The 21,178-nt window shown below is 66.7% G+C and carries 15 protein-coding genes; 10 read left to right on the top strand and 5 right to left on the bottom strand.

Annotated elements, in window-relative coordinates; genetic code table 11:
* Nucleotides 1–566 precede the first annotated feature (566 nt).
* Together JS531_RS10685 and JS531_RS10690 are read right to left on the bottom strand one after the other, a co-directional pair.
* A complete protein-coding gene (locus tag JS531_RS10685) occupies nucleotides 567–1,286 on the bottom strand; it encodes a carbonic anhydrase (protein WP_240542190.1) in 720 nt (239 codons plus the stop codon).
* A 166-nt stretch (nucleotides 1,287–1,452) separates the two neighbouring features.
* Nucleotides 1,453–4,140, bottom strand: coding sequence for an FHA domain-containing protein (locus tag JS531_RS10690; protein WP_214315826.1), 2,688 nt, complete (start codon nucleotides 4,138–4,140; stop codon nucleotides 1,453–1,455).
* Between the two features lie 231 nt (nucleotides 4,141–4,371).
* Here JS531_RS10690 and ahpC point away from each other — a divergent pair, with 231 nt between their 5' ends.
* The 9 genes from ahpC to pknB all read left to right on the top strand — a co-directional run bounded on the left by ahpC (nucleotide 4,372) and on the right by pknB (nucleotide 16,384).
* On the top strand, nucleotides 4,372–4,935 hold the full coding sequence (ahpC, locus tag JS531_RS10695; protein ID WP_214315845.1) for an alkyl hydroperoxide reductase subunit C: 564 nt from the start codon (nucleotides 4,372–4,374) through the stop codon (nucleotides 4,933–4,935).
* A 94-nt stretch (nucleotides 4,936–5,029) separates the two neighbouring features.
* On the top strand, nucleotides 5,030–6,985 hold the full coding sequence (locus JS531_RS10700) for an FAD-dependent oxidoreductase (RefSeq protein WP_214315828.1): 1,956 nt from the start codon (nucleotides 5,030–5,032) through the stop codon (nucleotides 6,983–6,985).
* A gap of 275 nt (nucleotides 6,986–7,260) precedes the next feature.
* Complete coding sequence (locus JS531_RS10705) at nucleotides 7,261–7,962, top strand: DUF3662 and FHA domain-containing protein (protein ID WP_214315830.1); 702 nt, start codon at nucleotides 7,261–7,263, stop codon at nucleotides 7,960–7,962.
* A gap of 31 nt (nucleotides 7,963–7,993) precedes the next feature.
* Entirely contained in the window at nucleotides 7,994–8,566 is a 573-nt protein-coding gene (locus tag JS531_RS10710; protein WP_214315831.1) for an FHA domain-containing protein, read from the top strand.
* 7 nt (nucleotides 8,567–8,573) lie between these two features.
* Nucleotides 8,574–10,379 carry a protein phosphatase 2C domain-containing protein gene (locus JS531_RS10715; protein WP_214315832.1) on the top strand — a complete coding sequence of 602 codons (1,806 nt, stop codon included), beginning with the start codon at nucleotides 8,574–8,576 and terminating at the stop codon, nucleotides 10,377–10,379.
* The gene (locus JS531_RS10720; protein ID WP_214315833.1) at nucleotides 10,376–11,848 is read left to right on the top strand and encodes an FtsW/RodA/SpoVE family cell cycle protein; all 1,473 of its coding nucleotides are present in this window, start codon (nucleotides 10,376–10,378) and stop codon (nucleotides 11,846–11,848) included. Before JS531_RS10715 ends, JS531_RS10720 begins: the two co-directional genes overlap by 4 nt.
* A complete protein-coding gene (locus JS531_RS10725) occupies nucleotides 11,845–13,311 on the top strand; it encodes a penicillin-binding protein 2 (RefSeq protein WP_214315834.1) in 1,467 nt (488 codons plus the stop codon). Before JS531_RS10720 ends, JS531_RS10725 begins: the two co-directional genes overlap by 4 nt.
* Nucleotides 13,308–14,324, top strand: a complete 1,017-nt coding sequence (locus JS531_RS10730) for a serine/threonine-protein kinase (RefSeq protein ID WP_214315835.1) — start codon at nucleotides 13,308–13,310, stop codon at nucleotides 14,322–14,324. The genes JS531_RS10725 and JS531_RS10730 overlap by 4 nt, the downstream gene beginning before the upstream one ends.
* Nucleotides 14,321–16,384 (top strand): Stk1 family PASTA domain-containing Ser/Thr kinase, encoded by a 2,064-nt coding sequence (gene pknB, locus JS531_RS10735; protein ID WP_240542191.1) that lies wholly within the window; start codon nucleotides 14,321–14,323, stop codon nucleotides 16,382–16,384. Before JS531_RS10730 ends, pknB begins: the two co-directional genes overlap by 4 nt.
* Before the next feature lie 164 nt (nucleotides 16,385–16,548).
* Here the strand turns inward: pknB and JS531_RS10740 are convergent, their stop codons facing one another.
* From JS531_RS10740 to JS531_RS10750, 3 genes are all read right to left on the bottom strand, one after another.
* Entirely contained in the window at nucleotides 16,549–17,193 is a 645-nt protein-coding gene (locus tag JS531_RS10740) for a gamma-glutamyl-gamma-aminobutyrate hydrolase family protein (RefSeq protein ID WP_214315836.1), read from the bottom strand.
* Nucleotides 17,194–17,242: 49 nt separating this feature from the next.
* Complete coding sequence (locus tag JS531_RS10745) at nucleotides 17,243–18,349, bottom strand: class E sortase (RefSeq protein ID WP_240542192.1); 1,107 nt, start codon at nucleotides 18,347–18,349, stop codon at nucleotides 17,243–17,245.
* 337 nt (nucleotides 18,350–18,686) lie between these two features.
* Complete coding sequence (locus JS531_RS10750) at nucleotides 18,687–19,535, bottom strand: DUF881 domain-containing protein (protein WP_214315840.1); 849 nt, start codon at nucleotides 19,533–19,535, stop codon at nucleotides 18,687–18,689.
* Nucleotides 19,536–19,978: 443 nt separating this feature from the next.
* Here JS531_RS10750 and crgA point away from each other — a divergent pair, with 443 nt between their 5' ends.
* A complete protein-coding gene (gene crgA / locus JS531_RS10755; RefSeq protein WP_214315842.1) occupies nucleotides 19,979–20,464 on the top strand; it encodes a cell division protein CrgA in 486 nt (161 codons plus the stop codon).
* Nucleotides 20,465–21,178 lie beyond the last annotated feature (714 nt).

Consider the following 21,178-nt stretch of genomic DNA (forward strand, 5'->3'; position numbering starts at 1 on the left):
GGCGACCTGTAAACCATGCCCCGAGACACCCGTCAACCATGCCCCAGGACATGGCGTCAACCATGCCCAAGGACATGGCGTCAACCATGCCCCGAGACATGCGTCAACTATCCGCTGAGACTAGACAGTGTTTCCGGGGGTTGCAGGTGCTCCTTTGCGTCCGTTTCTATAGGATTGGGCGTGAGGGGTGCGTCCGACTGCCCGATTTCGTCCGTTTCTATAGAATCGGGCGTGAGGGGTGCGTCCGCCTGCCCAGTTGCGTCCGTTTCTATAGGATGTGGCGGAATCGTGGGTTGGTGGTTCTGTGGGATGTCCGTTTCTATAGGAACGGACGATGGGGTGCTCCGGAGGGCACGTGTTTCGTCCGTTTCTATAGGATTGGGCGCGAGGGGTGCGTTTGACTGCCCGGTTGCGTCCGTTTCTATAGAATCGGGCGTCTTCGACGGGCGCGAGACGTCCCTCCCGCTCCCTCCTGTAGGATGCGACGACGGGCGACGATACGGAACCGCCCGCGGTCCGGCATGACATGCCGGGCCGCGGGCGGTATACGGGCGTGTGCGCACACGTCAGAAGCTCAAGACCTCCACCAGACCGGTGTCGAGCTGATAACGGGCGCCGACGAGCATGAGCCGGTCCTCGGCCAAGGCGTTCTGGATGACCTCGCTGCGGGACACCAGATCCTCGATGGTGTGCGCCACATGCACGCGTTCGATGTCGTCCTGCGCCTCCAGCTCGGCTTCGCGCGCCTGCCAGACGGACAGGCCCACCGAACGCATGAGAATCGAATCGGATTCGAGGATGCGCTCATCCAACGAGTCCATGAGATCGGCGGCCTCGAGCGAATCGTCGGCGTCGGCGGTGGCCGCGTGGAGCATCTCGTCCAGCTGGTCCATCGCCAGATGCACGGCGCCGCAGCCCTGATGACCGAGCACTACGAGCAGGCTCACATGCAGCACGTCCACCGCGTATTCCAGCGAGGCGAGTACGCCGTCGTCCACGACCTGGCCGGCGGTGCGCACGTCGAACAGGTCGCCGAGGCCCTGGTCGAACACGATCTCCGGAGGCACGCGCGAATCCGCGCAGGCCAGCACGGCGGCGTCCGGGTTCTGCCGGTCGAGGAGCGATTCGCGCGTCTGCGCGTCCTGCCACGGGTGCTCCGGCTTGCCTTCCGCGAACCGCCGGTTGCCCGCCAGCATGCGGCTCCACGTGGCGTTCGCCGTGGACTCCTCTCCGTGAGCGTCATATGATTCCTGCGATGCCGTGCCGAGCGTCACGTCGTCGGTCATGTGCCCTCCTTGCCTTCGCGAGATGGGAAATTCGCCGATTCCATGATACGGGCGATGCGTCGTCCGTGCGATGCCGTCGGCCTTCCGTTCCGCTTCGGGCTCAGTTCGGTTCAGTTCGATTCGGCTCGGTTCAACGCCGGTTCAGTTCGGCTCAGTTCGGCTCGGCTCAGCGCCGGATGCGCTTGGAGACGACGTTGCTGACGCAGACCCGCAGCATGAGCGTGAAGACCACGACCATGGCCGCCAGTACGACGATATCGGTGCGGAACTGCGCGGCCGTCTGCCTCCACAGGTCGTCCTTGTCGAAGGTCGGCACCTTGTCCAGGCCGTACAGCAGCTTGTTGAGGCCGATGTCCGAGGCGGCCGCCGAGAATCCCCATCGTCCGGGGAACACCATCGCGACCTGTTCGAGACCGTCCCTTCCGGTCACCGGGATCATGCCGCCGGAGAACACCAGCTGCGCCATGACGAGGATGACCAGCAGCGGCATCGTCTGCTCCCCGGACTTCACCAGGGCCGAGCCGATCTCGCCGAGCATGGCGGAGGCCCATGCGGTCAGCCAGACCGCCAGGAACAATTCCGGTACGCCGGAATCGGTGAGCACGCCGCTATCCGGTCCGGGTTTGCCGAGCATGACCGCGGTGATGAGCATCGCCGCCTGCAGCAGCGTCTGGCATCCCATGACGATGAGTTTCGACAGCGTGTACGACGTGGGCGAGAGCCCCACCGCACGCTCCCTGTCGTAGATCGCCCGTTCGGAGATGATGTCCCTCACGGACAGCGCGGATCCCATGAAGCATGCGCCGAGGATCACCAGCGACAGCAGTTGGCTGGGTTCGGTGGCGGCATCCTTGAAATCGGGTTCGCCCAGACCGTGCGATCCGGGCACCACTAGGGACAGCAGGCCCAGCAGCAGCGGGAGCAGTAGGAGGAAGACGAGCAGCACCGGGTCGGCGGCGATGAGGTGGAGCTGTCTGGTCACCAACGTCAGCATCTGCCGGAACCGGAACGACCGCATGCGTTTGCCGTGTTCGTTGCGCCCGTTGGATCCGTTAGATGCGTCAGGTCCGCCGGACTTGCCGTTGCCGCTGTTTCCGTTATGCCCGCCGCGTGCGTCGCGTCCGTCAAAGGCGCTGCGCCCGTCGTGTCCGCCGCGTGGGGACGTCAGGCGTTTCGCCTGCTGCGTGAGCTGTTCCGTTTCGGTGATCGAGTACACGGTGTCCGGCGATTCGGTGACGTCGTTGAAGATGTCGGCCCAATCCTTGTCGCCGAACGCCTGCCGCATCTCGCCTGTGGTGCCGAAGAACGCGGGACGGCCTCCGGGGGCGAGCATGAGGACGTTGTCGCAGAGCCGGTCGATGTAGGACAGGGAGTGCGTCACGACGATGACCACGCGTCCCGCGTCGGCGAGCCGGCGCAGCATGGTCATGACCGTGAGGTCAAGGGCCGGATCGAGTCCCGAGGTGGGTTCGTCGAGGATGAGCAGCTCCGGTCCGGTGAGCAGCTCGATGGCGGTGGATACGCGTTTGCGCTGCCCGCCGGACAGCCGGTCTATGCGGTTGCGTCGCCGATCGGTGAGTTCCAGCTCCTGCAGGACGTTGTCGATGATTTCGGCGCGTTCGGCTTTGGTGGAGGCGGGAAGGCGCAGGCGTGCGGCGTATTCGAGCGCGGCGTCCACGGTGAGTTTGCGGTGCACGACGTCGTCCTGCGGGACGAAGCCGATGCGGCTGCGGAGCAGTTCGATGTTCCGGTGCACGTCGTAGCCGTCGAAGAGGACGTGCCCCTCCGAGGGCGTGCCGAGGCCGGCGACGATGGAGGTGAAGGTCGATTTGCCGGCGCCGGAGGGTCCGATGACCGCGGTGAGCGTGCCTTTGGCGAACACCGCGTTGACGCCGTCGAGCAGTCTGACGTTCTTGCCGACGACGAGACCGACGTTTTCGGCGATGACCGCCTCCGACGCCATGAACGGCGTGCGGTCGCAGAGGACGCCGTCATGGACGGTGAGGTCGGTGTTGCCGACGGTGACGGTATCGTCCGCCTCCAGCCATATCTTCGCCACCCGGCGGCCGTTCACGTAGGTGCCGTTGGCCGAATCGAGGTCGGTGAGCAGGATGCCGTTCGGCGTCGCCTCCAGGGAACAGTGACGGCGTGAGACGAGTCGGTCGTTGATGTGGATGACGCTCGAAGGGTCGCGTCCCAGGACGCCCGTCCGGTCGACGTTCGGATCGAAGCGGCCGAACACGCGTTGCGCCGGCATCCGTGACTCCAGAAGCTGCGCCTGGGGGCTGCCCGCCATGACCGTCCCGTAGAGGTTGGCGTTCCGAGTGCGCGGCAGGGGAATCGGCCGTGCCTGAGGCAACGGCGCCGGTACCGGCTGGCGTCCGGCGCCTGCGATGGCGGAGGTGGGGGCGTTCGGCGTCATGTTGTGGATGGCGTGCCGTGCCGTCGGCGGCTTGGGGACGGTGTCCGCCGGCAGGGGGATCGGCTGTGCCGGCGGCAGCTGCGTCGGTGCCGGCACCGGTGCCGACGCGACAGCCGGCGGGTTCGGGTTCGGGGTCGGCTGCCGCAGAGGCGTGCAGGTGATGGCCACGTTGCGCGACAGCGAAATGGTGGTGGGCGATTCGATCAGGATTCTTGTGACATGCACACCGTTGACGAACATGCCGTTGGCGCTGCCCAGATCCTCCAGCACCCAGCCTTCGTGCGTCAGGGTCGCCCGCGCGTGATGGTGCGAGATGTGAGGGTCGTCGATGACGATGTCGCAGTCCGGCGCGCGGCCGATGGTCGCGCCGTGCGCCGGCGTGACGGTGTATGCGGTGGCTCCGGCGTGGACGATGAGCATGGACGACGGCATGGTTCGACTACTCCCTGTCTCCTCTTTCGGACTCTGCTCTCTCGGCATATGAGCGTAGCGTGACCTCTGCAGAGACGGGTCGTGCCGCGTGTGCGGCCGCTGTGATGCGATTCATATCCGCTGTGGGCGTGCCCGCGGCGCCGCGCACGGGACGAATGGATAGGATGGGCCATAGGGTCCGAACCCGTCGGGCCGTCATGAACGAGTCATGAATGACAGTAAGGAACGATGATGACGCTTCTGCAGCATGAGATCACCGATTTCAAGGTCCAGGCATTCCAGAACGGCGAATTCAAGGAAGTGACCAAGGAGGACGTGCTCGGCCACTGGTCCGTGTTCTTCTTCTACCCGGCCGACTTCACCTTCGTGTGCCCCACCGAGCTCGAGGACCTCGCCAACAAGTACGACGAGTTCAAGAAGATCGGCTGCGAGATCTACTCCGTGTCCTGCGACACCCACTTCGTGCACAAGGCGTGGCATGACGCCAGCGAGAAGATCGCGAAGATCCAGTACCCGATGCTTGCCGACCCCACCGCCCTGCTCGCCCGCGACCTCGACACCTACAACGAGGCCGACGGTATGGCCGAGCGCGGCGACTTCATCGTGAACCCGGAAGGCAAGGTCGTGGCCTACGAGGTCACCTCCTCCAACGTGGGCCGCAACGCCGACGAGCTGCTGCGCCGCGTCCAGGCCTCCCAGTTCGTGTACGAGCACGGCGATCAGGTCTGCCCGGCCAACTGGACCCCGGGCGAGGAGACCATCGAGCCGAGCCTCGACCTCGTCGGCCAGCTGTGACCGGACCGAACGGATCGATCGGATCATGACGACGATGGGCTCCCTCGACCGAGGGAGCCCATCGTGTCGTAAGGAGCCTTCGTAAGGAGCTTTCATGACGCAACAATCCACCCAGAACGACCTGTACGACGTCGTCGTCATCGGCGGCGGCCCCGCCGGACTCACCGCCGGACTGTACCTCGCGCGCGCCCGCTATCGCGTGCTTGTCCTCGAAAAGGACGATTTCGGCGGACAGATCACCATCACCAACGAGGTCGTGAACTATCCGGGCGTCGGCCGCACCACCGGCCGCGCGCTCACCGCCACGATGCGCGAGCAGGCGAAGGACTTCGGCGCCGAATTCCTCTCCGCCGAAGCCACCGGACTCGACGTCGACGGCGACGTCAAGACCGTGCACACCACGCGCGGCGACCTGAAGACCTTCGGCATCCTCATCGCCACCGGCGCCTCGCCGCGCAAGCTCGGCTTCGAAGGCGAGGCCGAATACGCGGGCCGCGGCGTGGCCTACTGTGCCACCTGCGACGGCGAGTTCTTCACCGGCAAGGAGGTGCTCGTGGTCGGCGGCGGGTTCGCCGCGGCCGAGGAGAGCGTGTTCCTCACCAAGTACGCCTCCAAGGTCACCGTGCTCGTGCGCGAGGACGACTTCACCTGCGACGCGTCGGTCGCCGCCGAGGCGAAGCGCAACCCGAAGATCGACGTGCGCTACGGCGTCGAACTCAAGGGCGTCACCGCCGGTCAGGGCGGCCTGCGCGAGGCGACGATCCTGACGCGTGCGACCGGCGCGATCGAAACGTGGAAGCCGGCCGACGGCGGCACGTTCGGTGTGTTCGTCTTCGCCGGCTACGTGCCGGCCACGTCGCTCGTGAAGGGCGTCGTCGAACTCGACGACCACGGCTACGTCGTCACGCACGGCTACCTCGAGACGAGCGTGCCGGGCGTGTACGCGGCCGGCGACCTGCGCGTCAAGAACCTGCGTCAGGTCGTCACCGCGACGGCCGACGGCGCGATCGCTGCCGTCGAACTGGAACGGTACGCCAAGTCGATGAGCGAGAAGACGGGACTGGTGCCGCCTCGCCCGACCGCCTCCGCCTACGAACAGGAGGAGGCCGCCGCGGCGACGTCGGCCGCGTCGGGCGCCGGCGCCGCCGGCACGTCGCCCGCCCCCGCGCCCGTCAAGCGCAGCGCCGATGCCGCCGCCGCGAAGGCCGCGTCGCAGCGCAAGCCGGGCGAGCGGTTCTCCGCCGCCGTCAAGCAGCAGCTCGGCGTGGTGTTCGGGCGTATGACCCGTCCGGTCACGCTCGCCCTGGAACTCGACGACACCCCGCTTTCCGCGGAATTGCAGGGATTCGTCGGTGAGATGGTCGCGCTGTCCGGTGGCAGGCTGAATTCGGTGGCCGTGGATGCGGCCGGTTTGGTCACGGCGATCGACGGCTCGTCCGCGCCGGCCGGTCTGGTCGTCGGCGAGCCGTTGGAGATCGTCGCTGCGGCGGGTGGTGCCGGCGACGGCGACGCCGCGCTGCCGACGTACGGCACGCTCGACGACACCGGTCGCGCCGAATTCGACCCCGCCGGCCTCATGCCGGTCGCGCGTCCGTGCGTGCGGCTGTGCGTCGCCGACGATGGCACGGATGGCGGACGTCTGGTCTTCACCGGGCTTGCGTTCCATGGCGTGCCGTCCGGCCACGAGTTCAACTCGTTCGTGCTGGGCCTGTACAACGCGGCCGGCCCCGGCCAGCCGTTGGACGCCGACCTGCGTGAGCGCGCCGAGGCGATTTCGACGCCGACCGACGTGATGATCCTCGTGTCCCTCACCTGCACGATGTGCCCGGAGACCGTGCTCGCCTCCCAGCGCATCGCCTCGCTCAATCCGAACGTGCGCGCCGAGGCCTACGACGTCTCGCACTTCCCGGAGTTGCGCGACCAGTACGGCGCGATGAGCGTGCCCTGCATCGTCATCAACCGCGGCGGTGCGGCCGGCGACGGCGGCGAGCAGAAGGTCGAGTTCGGCAAGAAGAACATCGCGCAGATGCTTGACCTGCTCGGCGCCTGAGCAGGGAACGAAGCGGTTCCCGTCAAGTGCGGCCGCCCTGTTGCGCCGGAAAGCTTCCCGGCGAAACAGGACGGCCGCGTCGTACCGGGGTTGCTTCGCCGCCAAGTCTGATGCCGAATCCGGTGTCAGGTACGCGAATGGGTGCGCAAGTGGGGGATGCGCCCTAAAACACGGGCGAAACACGCGCCGATTTGTGGCTTTTGCAAGTATCGGCGCGGGTAAAACGGCCCGTTCCGACCCGTGCGTACACTAGTCAAGGATAGAAAGGGATGACTATGAGCGTTCTCGACCGTTTTGAGAAAAGCGTGGAAGGCGCAGTGAACGGAGTGTTCTCCAAGTTCGGCTCCAAGGAACTGCAGCCCGTCGACCTGTCCAGCGCCCTTGAGCGCGAGATCGACAACGAGGCCATGCCGGTGGGCCGCGACCGCACGGTCGCCCCGAACGAATACCGCTTCAAGCTGAGCACTCCGGACTTCGACCGCATCGAGCAGTGGGGCAGCGAGACGCTGGCCGACGAGCTGGCGGACAACCTCACGAACTACGCGCGCACCCAGCACTACGCGTTCGTGGGCCCGGTGGTCGTGATCTTCGAAGAGGACCTCGGCCTGACCAAGGGCAGCTTCAAGCTCACCTCCGCCTCCGTGCAGGGCAACGCGGTGCCCGTCACCACGCCCACGCAGAGCCAAGACAGCCCGCTGCTGGAGATCAACGGCAGCCAGTATCTGCTCACCAAGGAGAAGACCATCATCGGCCGCGGCTCCGGCTGCGACATCGTCATCGACGATCCGGGCATCTCCCGTAAGCATCTGGAAATCGACATCACCCCCAACGGCGTCATCGCCCGCGACCTGGGCTCCACGAACGGCACGTACGTGGAGGGCCATCAGGTCCCGGCCGCCACGCTGCTGGACGGCAACACCATCACCATCGGCCGTACGCGCATCCTTTACTGGGCCTCCTCCCAGGAGCAGGAGTAACGCGCGCGCCGCGTCGTAAGGTCGACCCAGCATGACCGAACTGACATTCGCGCTGCTCAAGTACGGGTTCCTGATTCTGCTGTGGGTGTTCGCATGGTTCGCCATCCGTTCCCTGCACAAGGACATCAGCTCCTTCAGCCCGCGCCCTTCACGCGCACGCCGCCGCAAGGACCGGCATGCCGCGCGCCGTTCCTCCGCCAAACCGGCCGTGCCGGTGACGGAGGGCGCGCCCGTGCATGCGCCGGCCAGGGAGCGGCATCGTGCCCGCGGCAACGCCCGTCCGGCTTCCGCCGCGCCCGCCGCCGCGGGAGGCCCATCGCTGCTGGTCATCATCGACGGCCCGTTGGCCGGCTCGTCCGTGCCGCTCACCGGTGAGACCATCACGCTGGGACGCGCCGCTTCGAACACCGTGGTGCTGGATGACGAGTTCGTCTCCTCGCATCACGCACGCATCTATCAGGACCCGACGTCGGGCCAGTGGGCCATCGAGGACCTCGGCTCCACGAACGGCACCGTCGTCAACGGCCAGCGTCTGGCCGCGCCAACCGTACTTCCCGCCCGCATGCCCGTGCGCATCGGCGCCACGACCTTCGAGCTGAGGTGATGAACCGATGAGCTCCTCCGATGACCAGCCGACCACTCCGTTGCAGCAGTCGGCCCCCAGCGATTTCGACGATTTCAACGATTTCGCCGCCGACGACGACGGCGAGACCGTCCTTTCCTCCGGTGCCGGCCTCGCCGCGGCGAACGCCGCGGCCGCCGTGCGGGACCCGCAGGACGCGCAGGCCACGCAGGCCCTGTCACGCCGTCTGTTCCTGTACTCCACCACCGTGTCCGACGTGGGCACCCAGCGTGCGAACAATCAGGATTCGTCGTTCGCGGGCGAGCATTTCGTGGCGATCTGCGACGGCATGGGCGGTCATGCCGGCGGCGACACCGCCTCCACCATCGCCATCCGCTCCCTCGCGCATATCGAACGCGACGACGTGACCGACGACGTCGGCACGATCGCCTCGATGATGGTCACGTCCGTGATGGCCGCGGACGACGCGATCGTGGGCAAGGCCCGCCGGGAGTCCGGTCTGGGAGGCATGGGCACGACCGTCACCGCGGTGGCGCTCGTCTCCGATTGGTGGGTGCTCGCGCACATCGGCGACTCCCGCGCCTATCTGCTGCGCGACGGCGTGCTCAGCCGCGCCACGCAGGACCACAGCCTGGTGCAGCATCTCGTCGACATGGGCCGCATCACCCCATCGGAGGCGAAGACCCATCCGCAGAAGAACATGGTGATGCGTGTGATCGGCGACTTCGACATCGACCCCCACCCGGACGTGGCCATCCTCAAGGCGCACCCGGCGGACCGTTGGCTGCTGTGCTCCGACGGCCTGTGCGGCGTGCTTGAGGACTCGACCATCGCCGAGGTGATGAGCCAGCTGTCCGATCCGGGCGAATGCGCCCAGCAGCTGGTCGGCATGGCCCTGCGCGCCGGCAGCACCGACAACGTCACCGCGGTGATCGCGGACGCCACGCTCGCGCTCGACGCGCACGCGTTCGAACTGCCTCATCAGACGCCGCTCGTCGGCGGCGCGGCCAGCGCCAGCCTCGAACCCATCGCGGACATCGTCAACGAGCCGGTGGCCACCGCCCCGGCGTTGCGCGACCTCAATTCGCCGGCCGTGCGCGCGGCGGCGCTCAGCCAGTCGCCCAAGGAGCAGCAGCGCGAGAAGCAGCGTGCCGAGGCGCCGCGCGTGGTCCAGCCTTCGCAGGTGCGCGAGGAGAACGGCGAACGCCACAATCCGGACACCGGCGAGATTCCGGTGGTGCAGAAGTCGGACGGTGTCGTCACCGCCGATCCGAACGATCCCGAAGTGGCGAAGGCCATCCATGAGGAGCGGGCTGAGGCGCAGAAGACCGCGCGCAGCCGTCGCCGCCACAAGCGCATCGGCGTCATCGTGACGATTCTGGCCATTCTGGCCGTGCTCGCGGGCGGCGTGTACGCCGCGTACCGGTACAGCCAGTCGAAGTACTACGTGGGCGAGGCCGAGGGCAAGGTGGCGATCTACCAAGGCGTGCCCACGAACCTGGCCGGGTTCAGTCTCTCGCATGAGGTGGAGCGCACCTCCATCTCCATCAACAAGCTGCCATCCACGTGGCGCGACGAACTGCAGCAGGGCATCGTGCGCGACAACCTCGCCGAGGCGCAGGCGCACGTCAAGCTCATCCGCGCGGAGCTCAAGTCGCTGGAGCAGGAGCAGCAGGATGCGAAGGACTCGTCCTCGGCGTCCAAGGACGCCGCTTCGTCCTCCGATTCCGGTTCGAATGGTTCCTCCTCCTCCTCCTCCTCCGATTCCGGCGCCTCCGACGACGCCACCGGCTCCTCCGACACGTCCACGGAAGAAGGCGGGTCTCAGCAATGATCGCCCTCCGCCTTCGCCAGGTCGCGCTGCTCATCGTCTCGTTCCTGCTGTGCGGCATGGCCTTCTATCAGATGTTCCACCGCACCACCGGCACGGTGCCGCAGCAGTTCGTCGTCCTGTACGGCGTCTGGGCCGGCCTGTCCGTGGCGTTCTGGCTGCTCATCGTCTTCCGTCTGCCGTACGCCAGCCAGGTGGTGCAGCCCTGCGTGCTGCTCCTCACCGGCATCGGCATGGTGGAGATCGCGCGCATCGATCAGGAGAAGGGCACGGCCGTGGCGCAGCGCCAGCTCCTGTTCGTCTTCATCGCCATGGCGCTGTGCGCCCTGCTCGTCATCTTCCTCCGGGACTACCGCATCCTGCGGCGCTTCTCCTATGTGAGCATGGTGGTGGGCCTCGTGCTGCTCCTTTCCCCCATGCTGCCCGGCCTGGGCCAGGAGATCAACGGCGCACGCATCTGGATCAGGATCCCCGGCATCGGGCAGATCCAGCCGGGCGAGTTCGCCAAGCTGTTCCTCGCGTTCTTCTTCGCCGCCTACCTGTTCGACCATCGCGACCAGCTGGCCGTGGGCGGCAGGAAGGTCCTCGGCCTGCAGCTGCCGCGCATCAAGGACCTCGGCCCGATCATCATCGTGTGGTTCGCCTCGATGGGCGTGCTCATCATGCAGCACGACCTCGGCACCTCGCTCATGTTCTTCGCGATGTTCGTCTCCATGCTGTACGTCGCCACCGGGCGTCTCAGCTGGATCGTCATCGGCTTCATCGCGTTCGCGTTCGGCGCGGTGGCCGCCTCGAGCATCTTCAGCCACGTGGGGGCGCGCGTCGAGGTGTGGCTGCACCCGTTCGACCCGACGCTCTACAACCGCACGGGCGGTTCCTACCAGATCGTGACCGGCCTGTTCGGCCTGGCCGCCGGTGGTCTCACCGGCACCGGTCTGGGTCAGGGGCATCCGGCGCTCACGCCGTTCGCCAACTCGGACTTCATCTACGCCTCCGTGGGCGAGGAGATGGGGCTCGTGGGCTGCATGGCCGTGCTCGCCCTGTACATCATCATCATCGCCTCCGGCTTCGTCACCGCCATGAAGATCAAGGACGGCTTCGGCAAGCTGCTCTCCTCCGGACTGGTGTTCACCATGGCGTTCCAGGTGTTCACCGTGGTGGGCGGCATCACGCTCGTCATCCCGCTGACCGGCCTGACCATGCCGTACATGGCCGCGGGCGGCTCGTCGCTCATCGCGAACTACCTGCTCGCCACGCTGCTCATCATCATCTCCGACGCGGCCAACAAGCCGGCTCCGGAAACCGATTCGGACACGTTCCAGTATGAGGCGCTGGCCGCGCTGCGCGACCACGAGCTCAAGGAGCGCGAGGCGGAGCGCGCCGCCATGGACGCGGAGGACGCCGCACGCGTGGCCGGAGCCACCGCCACGCCGGTCAAGCCGATGCCGCCGATCGAAGGAGGCGCACTGTGAACAAGACCCTGCGCCAGCTGTTCACCGCCGTCATCGTCCTGTTCACGGTGCTCGGCCTGTCCACCACCATCATCACCGCGATCCGCGCCGCCGCGCTCAACTCGGATACGCGCAACACGCGCGCCCTGTACCACGAGTACGGCGCGCCGCGCGGCTCGATCCTCGCCGCCGACGGCACCGTGCTCGCCAAGTCCGAACCGGTGAACGACGCGTTCAAATACCAGCGCTCCTACCCGCAGGGCTCCCTGTACGCGCCCGTCACCGGCTACTTCTCCATCAGCCAGCGCGCCGACCGCGGCATCGAGGCGTCGCGCAACTCACTGCTGTCGGGCGAATCGAACAGCCTGTTCTGGCAGCGCATCAAGTCCACGCTCACCGGCAGCGAGAACAAGGGCGCCACCATCGAGACGTCCATCGACACGAAGCTCCAGACGATCGCCTCCCAGGCGCTGAACAACCAGCAGGGCGCCGTCATCGCGATGGAGCCGTCGACCGGACGCATCCTCGCCATGGTCTCCAACCCCTCGTACGACCCGAACCAACTCACCTCGCACGACGGCGCGACCCTGAAGCAGAACTACGCGGCCCTCACGCAGGACCCCACCAACCCGATGCTCAACAACACCACCAGCCAGCTGTTCCCGCCCGGCTCCACGTTCAAGACCGTCGTGGCCGCCGCCGCGTTGGAGACCGGCGACTACCAGACCGACACGCAGGTGCCCGCCGGCGCCAGCTACACGCTGCCCGGCACCGTCACCGCGCTCACCAACGCCTCCTCCGCAGGCAACGGCTCGAACGGCTCGATGAGCCTCGAGGACGCCCTCGCCTACTCGTCGAACACCGCGTTCGCGCAGCTCGGCGTGGCCCTCGGCCAGGACAAGCTCGCCGACATGGCCACCAAGCTCGGCTTCGGCAGCTCGCTCGTCGTCGACGGCTCCGACACCACCGGCAGCCCGATGAAGGCCGTCGCCTCGAACTTCCCCACCTCGCTCACCGACGACAAGCTCGCCCTCGCCTCCATCGGACAGGGCGACGTCACCGAAACGCCGCTGCAGAACGTGATGATCGCCTCGGCCATCGCGAACGACGGCAAGCTCATGCAACCCACCCTCGTGGACCGCGTGCGCGCCAGCGACCTGTCCGTCATCAGCGAGACGCACGCACGCACCATGAGCGAACCGTTCAGCGCGGACACCGCCAACAAGCTCACGCAGATGATGCAGACGGTCGTCACCAAGGACGCGCCGTCCCTCGCCATCGACGGCGTGAGCGTCGCCGCCAAGACCGGCACCGCGCAGATCGGTTCCGACAACAGCGCCAACGACGGCTGGGTGATCGGGTTCGCCCCCGCGGACAACCCGAAGATCGCCGTGGCCGTCGTCATCCACAACACCAACACGTACGGCGTGAACAGCGCCGGACCGGTGTTCCGCACCGTACTCCAGGAGGCCCTGCAGCAATGAGACTGATCGAAGGACAGCTGATCCATCGCCGATACCGCCTGGACTCCCGCATCGCGAAAGGCGGCATGGGCGAAGTATGGAAGGGCTGGGACATCCAGCTCGGCCGCCCCGTGGCCATCAAGGCGCTGCGCAGCGACCTGACCAACGCGGAGGCGAAGCTGCGCCGGCTGCGTGCCGAAGCGCACAACTCCGCCAACTTGGCGCACCCGAACATCGCCGCGCTGTTCGAATACTACGAGCATGACGGCATCGGCTTCCTCATCATGGAATACGTGCCCTCGAAATCCCTAGCGGACCTGTTCCACGAGCAGGGCGCCATGGACCCGTTGGAGCTCCTGCCCATCCTCATCCAGACCGCGCGCGGCCTGTTCGTGGCCCACAGCCACGGCGTCATTCACCGCGACGTCAAACCCGCCAACATCATGGTGGCGGACAACGGCGACGTGAAGATCACCGATTTCGGCGTCTCCTACTCCACCAACCAGGAGCAGATCACGCAGGACGGCATGGTGGTGGGCACCGCGCAGTACATCTCCCCCGAGCAGGCGCAGGGCCAGCAGGCCACGCCGCAATCGGACATCTACTCGCTGGGCGTGGTGGCGTACGAGGGCCTATGCGGGCACCGCCCGTTCACGGGCGCCACGCCCGTCGACATCGCGGCCGCACACGTCAACGACCCCGTGCCGCCTCTGCCGGACGACGTGGACGTGCAGCTGCGCGAATTCGTCATGTCGATGCTGGCGAAGGACCCGCTGGACCGTCCGAAGGACGCGCTCGTCGTCTCCCGCACGCTGGCGCGCATCGAACGCCGCCTGCTGGACCAGCAGACCGAACTCAACGATTCCACCATGATGGTGGGGAGCCGCCTGCCGCGCAGGATCGCCAGCTCCCCGCACATCCCACTCGTATCAATGCCCGAGCATAGGTCCGCCGCGGGGAGCGCCGCGGGAACCGTCCCCGGTGCCGCCGCGACGGGCGCAACGAACGCGGCGAATTGGAAGGAGCAGCAATGAGCAACATGCCCGCTTCACTGGCCGAAGGCCGCTACCAGCTCGGCCAGCTCATCGGCCGCGGAGGCATGGCCGAAGTGCACGTGGCGCTGGATACGCGCCTCGGCCGCACCGTGGCCATCAAGATCATGCGTTCCGACCTGGCCACCGATGAGATCTTCCTCAAGCGTTTCCGCCGCGAAGCGCATTCCGTGGCGCAGATGAACAACCCGAACATCGTGAGCATCTACGATTCCGGCGAGGAGCTCGTCACCACGGAGAACGGCCAGGTAGAGCGTCTGCCGTACCTGGTGATGGAGTACGTGAAGGGCCAGACCCTGCGCGACGTGATCCACGTGAACGGGGCGCTGAGCCAGCGCGACGCCGAACAGGTGATGCTCGGCGTGCTCAACGCGCTCGAATACTCGCACCGCATGGGCATCATCCACCGCGACATCAAGCCCGGCAACATCATGATTTCCGACCAGGGCATGGTCAAGGTCATGGACTTCGGCATCGCCCGCGCGCTCGACGATTCGGCCGCCACGATGACGCAGTCGCAGGGCGTGGTGGGCACCGCCCAGTACCTCTCCCCCGAGCAGGCGCGCGGCGAGACCGTGGACATGCGCTCCGACCTGTATTCGGCCGGCTGCGTGCTCTACGAGATGCTCACCGGACGTCCGCCGTTCACCGGCGACTCCGCCGTGGCCATCGCCTACCAGCATGTGTCCGAAGTGGCCACGCCGCCGAGCGCGGTGACGCCCGGTCTGCCGAAGATGTGGGACTCCATCTGCGCGAAGGCCATGGCCAAGGACCGCCAGAACCGGTACGCCACGGCCGCCGAGTTCAAGAACGACATCCTGACCTTCATGAACGGCGGCGTGCCCGTGGCGGCCGCGTTCAACCCGCTCACCGACCTGGCGAACATGAAGGCCCGCAAGCAGGCCGAGCAGGACGCCGCCACGGTGGCGCTCAACCCCAACGAGCAGGGCCAGTCCACGCAGGCGTTCAACCCGGTGACCGGACAGTTCGAACAGGTGCGCCCCTCCACGTCGGCCGCGGTGCGCACGCGCGCCGAGCAGCGCGCGGCCGCCGCCAAGGCGAAGCGCAAGAAGCAGATCATCATCGGCTCCGTGATCGGCGGGCTCGTGCTCGTCGCCGTCCTCGTGGCCGTGTTCTTCATGCTGCGCGGCGGCGCCACGGACGCGGACATGGCCGAAGTGCCGACGATCACCTCCTCGATGACCAAGGCCATGGCCGAGCAGAAGATCGAGGCCGCCGGCTTCCAGTTCCAGGAGATGACCGACAAGGACTCCACCGAGCCCGAAGGCACGTTCACCGGCAAGCAGACGCCGAAGGGCGGTTCGAAGGCGAAGAAGGGCTCCACCGTGAAGGTGTGGTTCTCCGCGGGCCCGCAGAGCGTGCAGGTGCCCGACGTGACGGACATGAGCCAGTCCGGGGCGCGCGCCGCACTGGAGAAGGCCGGCTTCAAGGTCGGCACGAGCGTGCAGACCGAGGACAGCGCGACCATCGCCCGCAACAACGTGACGCGCACCGACCCGGCGGCCGGAAGCCCCTCCACCAAGGGTTCGACGGTTCTGTTGTACGTCTCCTCCGGCATGACGAAGGTGCCGGACGGCCTGGTGGGCCAGCCGCAGGATTCCGCGGTGCAGACGCTCAAGAACCTCAAGTTCACGGTGACCGTCACCGAGGCGAACTCCGACACGGTGGCCTCCGGCACGGTGATCAGCGTGGACCCGGGTTCGGGTACGACCGTCGAGCAGCAGTCGTCGATCACGCTCGTGGTGTCCAAGGGCAAGGAGCAGGTGACCGTACCGAACGTGGTGGGCCAGACGTACGCCACGGCGAAGATCCAGCTCGAGGCGTTGGGTCTGACGGTCTCCCAGACCGGCTCCACCGGTTCGTCCGACAAGGTGACCGCGCAGAACCCGGCCGAAGGCCAGGTGGACAAGGGCTCCACGGTGACGCTCACCACGCAGGCCTCCAGCACGGGCGAGGATACGGGCGACACGACCGGCAACGGCTCCTCCGGTACCGGAACCGGCACGACCACCGGTCACTGATCGGCCGTCGGCTGACGTCGGCTGTCGAAGGCCGATGACGGAAGCCGATACGACAAGACCCCTGACGGAATCCCGTCAGGGGTCTTGCGTTACGTGCGTCGCGTCGTATGCCGTGCGTCGCGTGCCGTGCCGTACGTTGCGTATCGTACGACGCCTGCGTCGCCTTACTTGACGACCTTGGGCTGCAGGCCGGCGGACTTCGCCACGGCGTTCGTCTGGCCGCACACGGCCAGCCAATTGGCGAGCAGACGGTAGCCGTCCTCCGTCATCACGGATTCGGGGTGGAACTGGACCGCGTACATCGGCTTGCCCTTGACGCGGATGCCCTGCACGATGTGGTCGCCCTGCGTCCACGCGGTCACCTCGAGCGTGTCCGGCACGGAATCCGGTTCGACGGCGAGCGAATGGTAGCGGGTGGCGGTCATCGGATTGGCGACGCCCGCGAAGATCTCGTCATCCACATGCTCCACGAGGCTCGTCTTGCCGTGCATGATGGTGGGCGCGTGGTCCACCGTGCAGCCGTACACCTCGGCAAGCGCCTGCAAGCCCAGGCACACGCCGAACATCGGCTTGTCCTGCGCGGCGCACAGGCGGATCATGTCCTCGCTGGCGCCGGAATCGGCCGGAGCGCCCGGACCGGGGCTGATGAGCACGCCGTCGTAGCCGTCGGTCACATGCGGGTCGGACGGGTCGACGGCGTCGTTGCGGACCACGTCCACGGTGGCGCCGAGCGTCTTCAGATAGCCGACGATGGTGTAGACGAACGAATCGTAGTTGTCGATCACCAGAATGCGGGCGGAATCGGTCACGATGGTCTCCTTACGGGTGGTACTGAACCGCAAGTCTACTCAGCCTCCGTCACCCGACGGAGAAGTTGCTCATCTGCTGCAGGACGGGAATGTTGAGCGCCGCCCACGGGAACACCCACTGGAACAGCGCGGCGGCCGCGGCGAGCAGCAGCAGCGCGGTCAGCAGCAGACGCACGGGCAGGACGCCCGGCTGGATGCGCATCAGACCGCCGTAGATGCTCGCGTCCGGGCGACGGCGCACGCCCGCGCGGATCGCGGCGAGCAGCGGCCAGCGCCACGCCACGGCGGCGGCGATGAACAGCACGGCCCACACGGCTAGGGAGCCGAACACCACCGGCTGGAGGGAACCGAGACGCGCCGGCAGGGACATGTCCTTCGCGGCGGTGCTCGCGAACTTCACCTTGCCGGTCGAATCCGTGGTGGTGAGCTCCTTCGGCACGCCGTCGGACACCTTCGCCCAGTATTTGAGCTCGCCCCAGGCGATCCACCGGTGCGTGGCCGTCGTGTACTTCGGCTCGCACGTGGTGAGCGTGATCATGCGTTTGGTGGGCTGCTCGCCCGGATGCTCCGGGTTCGGGGCGACGACCTCCACGGCGTCCGGCGTGACGATCTTGAACTTCGTGTACTGGTACACGTACCAGTAATCCTGCGTGCGGATGACGATGTAGTCGCCCTCCTGCAGCTTGTCGATCTCGCCGAGCGGCTCGCCATAACCGGAACGATGGCCGGCGATGGCGAAGTTGCCGAGCTCCCCCGGCATCTGCGTGGTCTCGTAATGGCCCAGACCATGGCGGGCCAGCTGGGCGGCGTCGGTGCCTTCCACCACGTTGCGGGCCCAGTTCTGTCCGAATCGGGGCACGTACAGTTCCGCCACCAGATCGCCGTAGGAGGCGTTCTCCGGTTGGACGGGCGGATCGCCCTCCTGCGCCTTCGCGATCTTCGTATCGCCGGAGGAGGCCGGATCGGACCAGGAGACCTGCTGACGGGTCTCCGCCTGCGTGCGTTCCGCCTCCACGCCGGTCCACCACAGCTGCCACACGATATACAGCGCGCACACCACGGCCAACGTGATGAGGACCTCGGCGAAGACGCCGAGCGCCTGCCAGCCGAAGCCGCGACGGGACCGGGCGGACGTCGCGGGACCACCCGGCGCCATCGGCGCCGTGGAAGCGGCCGAAGTCACGGAAACCCTGCCGGACCGACGTCCGGCCGTATGACGTGCGCTGTGTCTCATTCCAATCGCCCTTCCTTATGCCGACTCATGCCGATCGCCCCTGGCGCCGACGGTCCTTCACGACGGCCTGCGGGCCGCCGCGAAGGATTCCGACCCGCGGGACCCGCCTGCGGATTTCCATCCACCGACTGTACCGGCCGTACCCAACACCGCTCGTCCCATTGTCCCCCACGCCCTTGGGCACACGCCGCACGCGGCGGGGCTTACGCTGTCGGCCTACATCCCGTCGAAGACGGAACGGCCAAATCGGACCGCCGGCCTACTCGCCGGACGAGCCGGAGGCATCGGACGAACCGGACGAGGCGCCGTCGGACGACTCATCCGAGCCGGGAAGCGGCGAAGCGTACTTCAACGGCGACAGCAACGACGGCGTCTCCTCGAACGTGAGATCACGCTTGCGCTCCACCTTCCAACCCAAGCCGAACGCGCTCACATACTGCTGATAGATCTTGATGGCCGGCGAATCGTCGAGCGCCTCGATAAGACTGTCCTGATCGCCGATCGCGTAGATCGTGAACGGCGGCGAATACTTCTTGCCGTGCAGGGACACCACGTTGCCGGAGCAGATCACCGCGGAGTTGAACAGGATGCGCTGGTCCATGAACTTCATCGACGTGGCGCCGCCCGCCCACAACGCGTTGATCACCGATTCGAGATCCTGCTGGTGGATGACGTACTTGTCGATGTCCTCCGTGGATCCGGACGCGTCCACGGCCTGCTCCCACATGGGCGAATCGTCGAGCGTGACGGCCACGCCGGGCCCCTCCACCTGCGGGAGGGTGGCGCCGCTGCCGGCGTCGTCGTTCGATGTGTTGCCGTTGGTGCCGTTGTTGGTGGTGCCGTTGCCGTTGGCGTCGTTCGACGAGGAGGCGAGTTGGGTGAGCGTGCTCACGTCGGAACTGAGCTTCTTCACCTGCTCCGACAGCTCGTTCACCTCCGCCACGCGCTGCTCCACCAGTTGCGCCGTGTCCGAGTTGACCGTGGCGGTGCGGTTCACGCGCAGGTTCGTGACGAACAGGTAGCCGGTCAGCGCGACGATGAGCACCGTGGCGACGCTCCCGACGAGAGAGCGCTTCACGCTGTGCCGTCCGCCGCCATGCTTGGCCATGCCGCCGCCTTTCCGGAAAAACCGCGATGGCTCCGCACCGCGGAGCCTCCGCTACCATCTTCATACCGACCATACCGTTCCCGGCATCGCCGCCGCAGACGCCGGTGCCGCCCACGTGCGTGAGCCGCGTGGAACTCCGCGGACAGGCTTACGCACGGGTGCCTGCGCGGGCTGGTCCACGCACGCGGAACTCCGCGCAACACTACACACGCGGAACTCCGCATGCAGGGCTCCGCGCGCACCGGGACTCGTCTCGCCTCGTCTCACGTGGAGCCGGACTCCCTGCCGATTATCCACCACGATGACGCACCATGTCCGCATAAGGCGCCGAATGTCCGCATTGTGCCCACATTGTGCGCCATGTCGTGCGATTATCTCGCCGGTTTCGCGACCAACCACTATGATGGCTCCTAGCCTATTGACTGTGAATGGAGACTACGCTGATGGCTGACGAAGAGCTGCACGAAAACGACTCGAAGGACCAGAAGGATTGGCAGGCGGAAACCGCCGCGACCGCGACGGATGCGAAGGACGACGCGAAGGGCACTGACGCCGAGGATGTCGCCGCCGATGACGCCACCGATGACGCCACTGAGGAGACGTCCGAGGACTACGGCGTGGATATGGACCAGGTCGAGGCCGTGCTCAACGCCACCGCCGACAAGAAGTCCATGAGCCCGCAGATGCGCCGCATGATGGCACGCCAGGAGGAGAACACCAAGCGCGTCGAGGAGACCATCAAGGGCACCAAGTCGAACCCGCGCTGGTTCGTGCCGCTGTTCTGCGCCCTGATGATCATCGGTCTGGTGTGGGTGGTCTGCTACTACCTGACCGGCAACTACCCGATTCCGGGCATCGACGCGTGGAACCTGCTCATCGGCTTCGTCATCATCCTCATTGGATTCCTGATGACCATGTGGTGGCGATGACGCCACGGCGATGCGCGATCTGAAGGCGTATACGGCCTGAGGCTCTCAACCTGAAGGCGTATCCGCATGTGCGTTCGCATCCGCATCCAGCGATATGCCTCGAACCATCGCATCGATTGTTCGGTGAAGGCCGTCGGTCCTCCCTTCGGAGGCCGGCGGCCTTTCGCGTGCCGCGGCGCTGGTCCTCACGCTTGAAATGCCGCGGAAGGCCGTTGCGTACCACTGGCCTGAGGTACGCAACGGCTCAAGCACCGTAATCACACGTTCCGTACCACTAGCTCGTGGGCCGGAACGGGGAAGCAAGCCCAATCCGCGCTCCGGGGCCACCGTGCCCCATAGACTTATGGCCCCGGAACGAGCAACAGGGGCAGTCATACGTTCCGGCCCATCGGCTCCTGGTCCGGAACGTAGGAACGGGTCCGATTCACTTTCCAGGGTCACGAATCGTGACACCGGAACGCAAAACCAGGTCTCTCACGCACTCCGGGCCACCGGCCCTTGGGCCGGAACGGGGAACCAAGCCCAATCCGCGCTCCGGGTCCATAACACCCGCGGCCTCATGGCCCCGGAACGAGCAACAGGGGCAATCATACGTTCCGGCCCATCGGCTCCTGGTCCGGAACGTAGGAACGGGCCCGATTCACCTTCCAGGGTCACGAATCGTGACACCGGAACACAAAACCAGGTCTCTCACGCACACCGGGCCACCGGCCC

Origin of the sequence: Bifidobacterium sp. CP2 (assembly GCF_018555635.1) — a bacterium.
Taxonomy (GTDB): domain Bacteria; phylum Actinomycetota; class Actinomycetes; order Actinomycetales; family Bifidobacteriaceae; genus Bifidobacterium; species Bifidobacterium saguinibicoloris.

Bases quoted from the DNA above. Each gene is read 5' to 3' on its own strand.
- ahpC (WP_214315845.1), top strand. From the start codon at position 4,372: ATGACGCTTCTGCAGCATGAGATCACCGATTTCAAGGTCCAGGCATTC.
- JS531_RS10750 (WP_214315840.1), bottom strand. From the start codon at position 19,535: ATGGCCAAGCATGGCGGCGGACGGCACAGCGTGAAGCGCTCTCTCGTC.
- JS531_RS10720 (WP_214315833.1), top strand. From the start codon at position 10,376: ATGATCGCCCTCCGCCTTCGCCAGGTCGCGCTGCTCATCGTCTCGTTC.
- JS531_RS10690 (WP_214315826.1), bottom strand. From the start codon at position 4,140: ATGCCGTCGTCCATGCTCATCGTCCACGCCGGAGCCACCGCATACACC.
- crgA (WP_214315842.1), top strand. From the start codon at position 19,979: ATGGCTGACGAAGAGCTGCACGAAAACGACTCGAAGGACCAGAAGGAT.
- JS531_RS10705 (WP_214315830.1), top strand. From the start codon at position 7,261: ATGAGCGTTCTCGACCGTTTTGAGAAAAGCGTGGAAGGCGCAGTGAAC.
- pknB (WP_240542191.1), top strand. From the start codon at position 14,321: ATGAGCAACATGCCCGCTTCACTGGCCGAAGGCCGCTACCAGCTCGGC.
- JS531_RS10745 (WP_240542192.1), bottom strand. From the start codon at position 18,349: ATGGCGCCGGGTGGTCCCGCGACGTCCGCCCGGTCCCGTCGCGGCTTC.
- JS531_RS10700 (WP_214315828.1), top strand. From the start codon at position 5,030: ATGACGCAACAATCCACCCAGAACGACCTGTACGACGTCGTCGTCATC.
- JS531_RS10730 (WP_214315835.1), top strand. From the start codon at position 13,308: ATGAGACTGATCGAAGGACAGCTGATCCATCGCCGATACCGCCTGGAC.
- JS531_RS10685 (WP_240542190.1), bottom strand. From the start codon at position 1,286: ATGACCGACGACGTGACGCTCGGCACGGCATCGCAGGAATCATATGAC.
- JS531_RS10710 (WP_214315831.1), top strand. From the start codon at position 7,994: ATGACCGAACTGACATTCGCGCTGCTCAAGTACGGGTTCCTGATTCTG.
- JS531_RS10715 (WP_214315832.1), top strand. From the start codon at position 8,574: ATGAGCTCCTCCGATGACCAGCCGACCACTCCGTTGCAGCAGTCGGCC.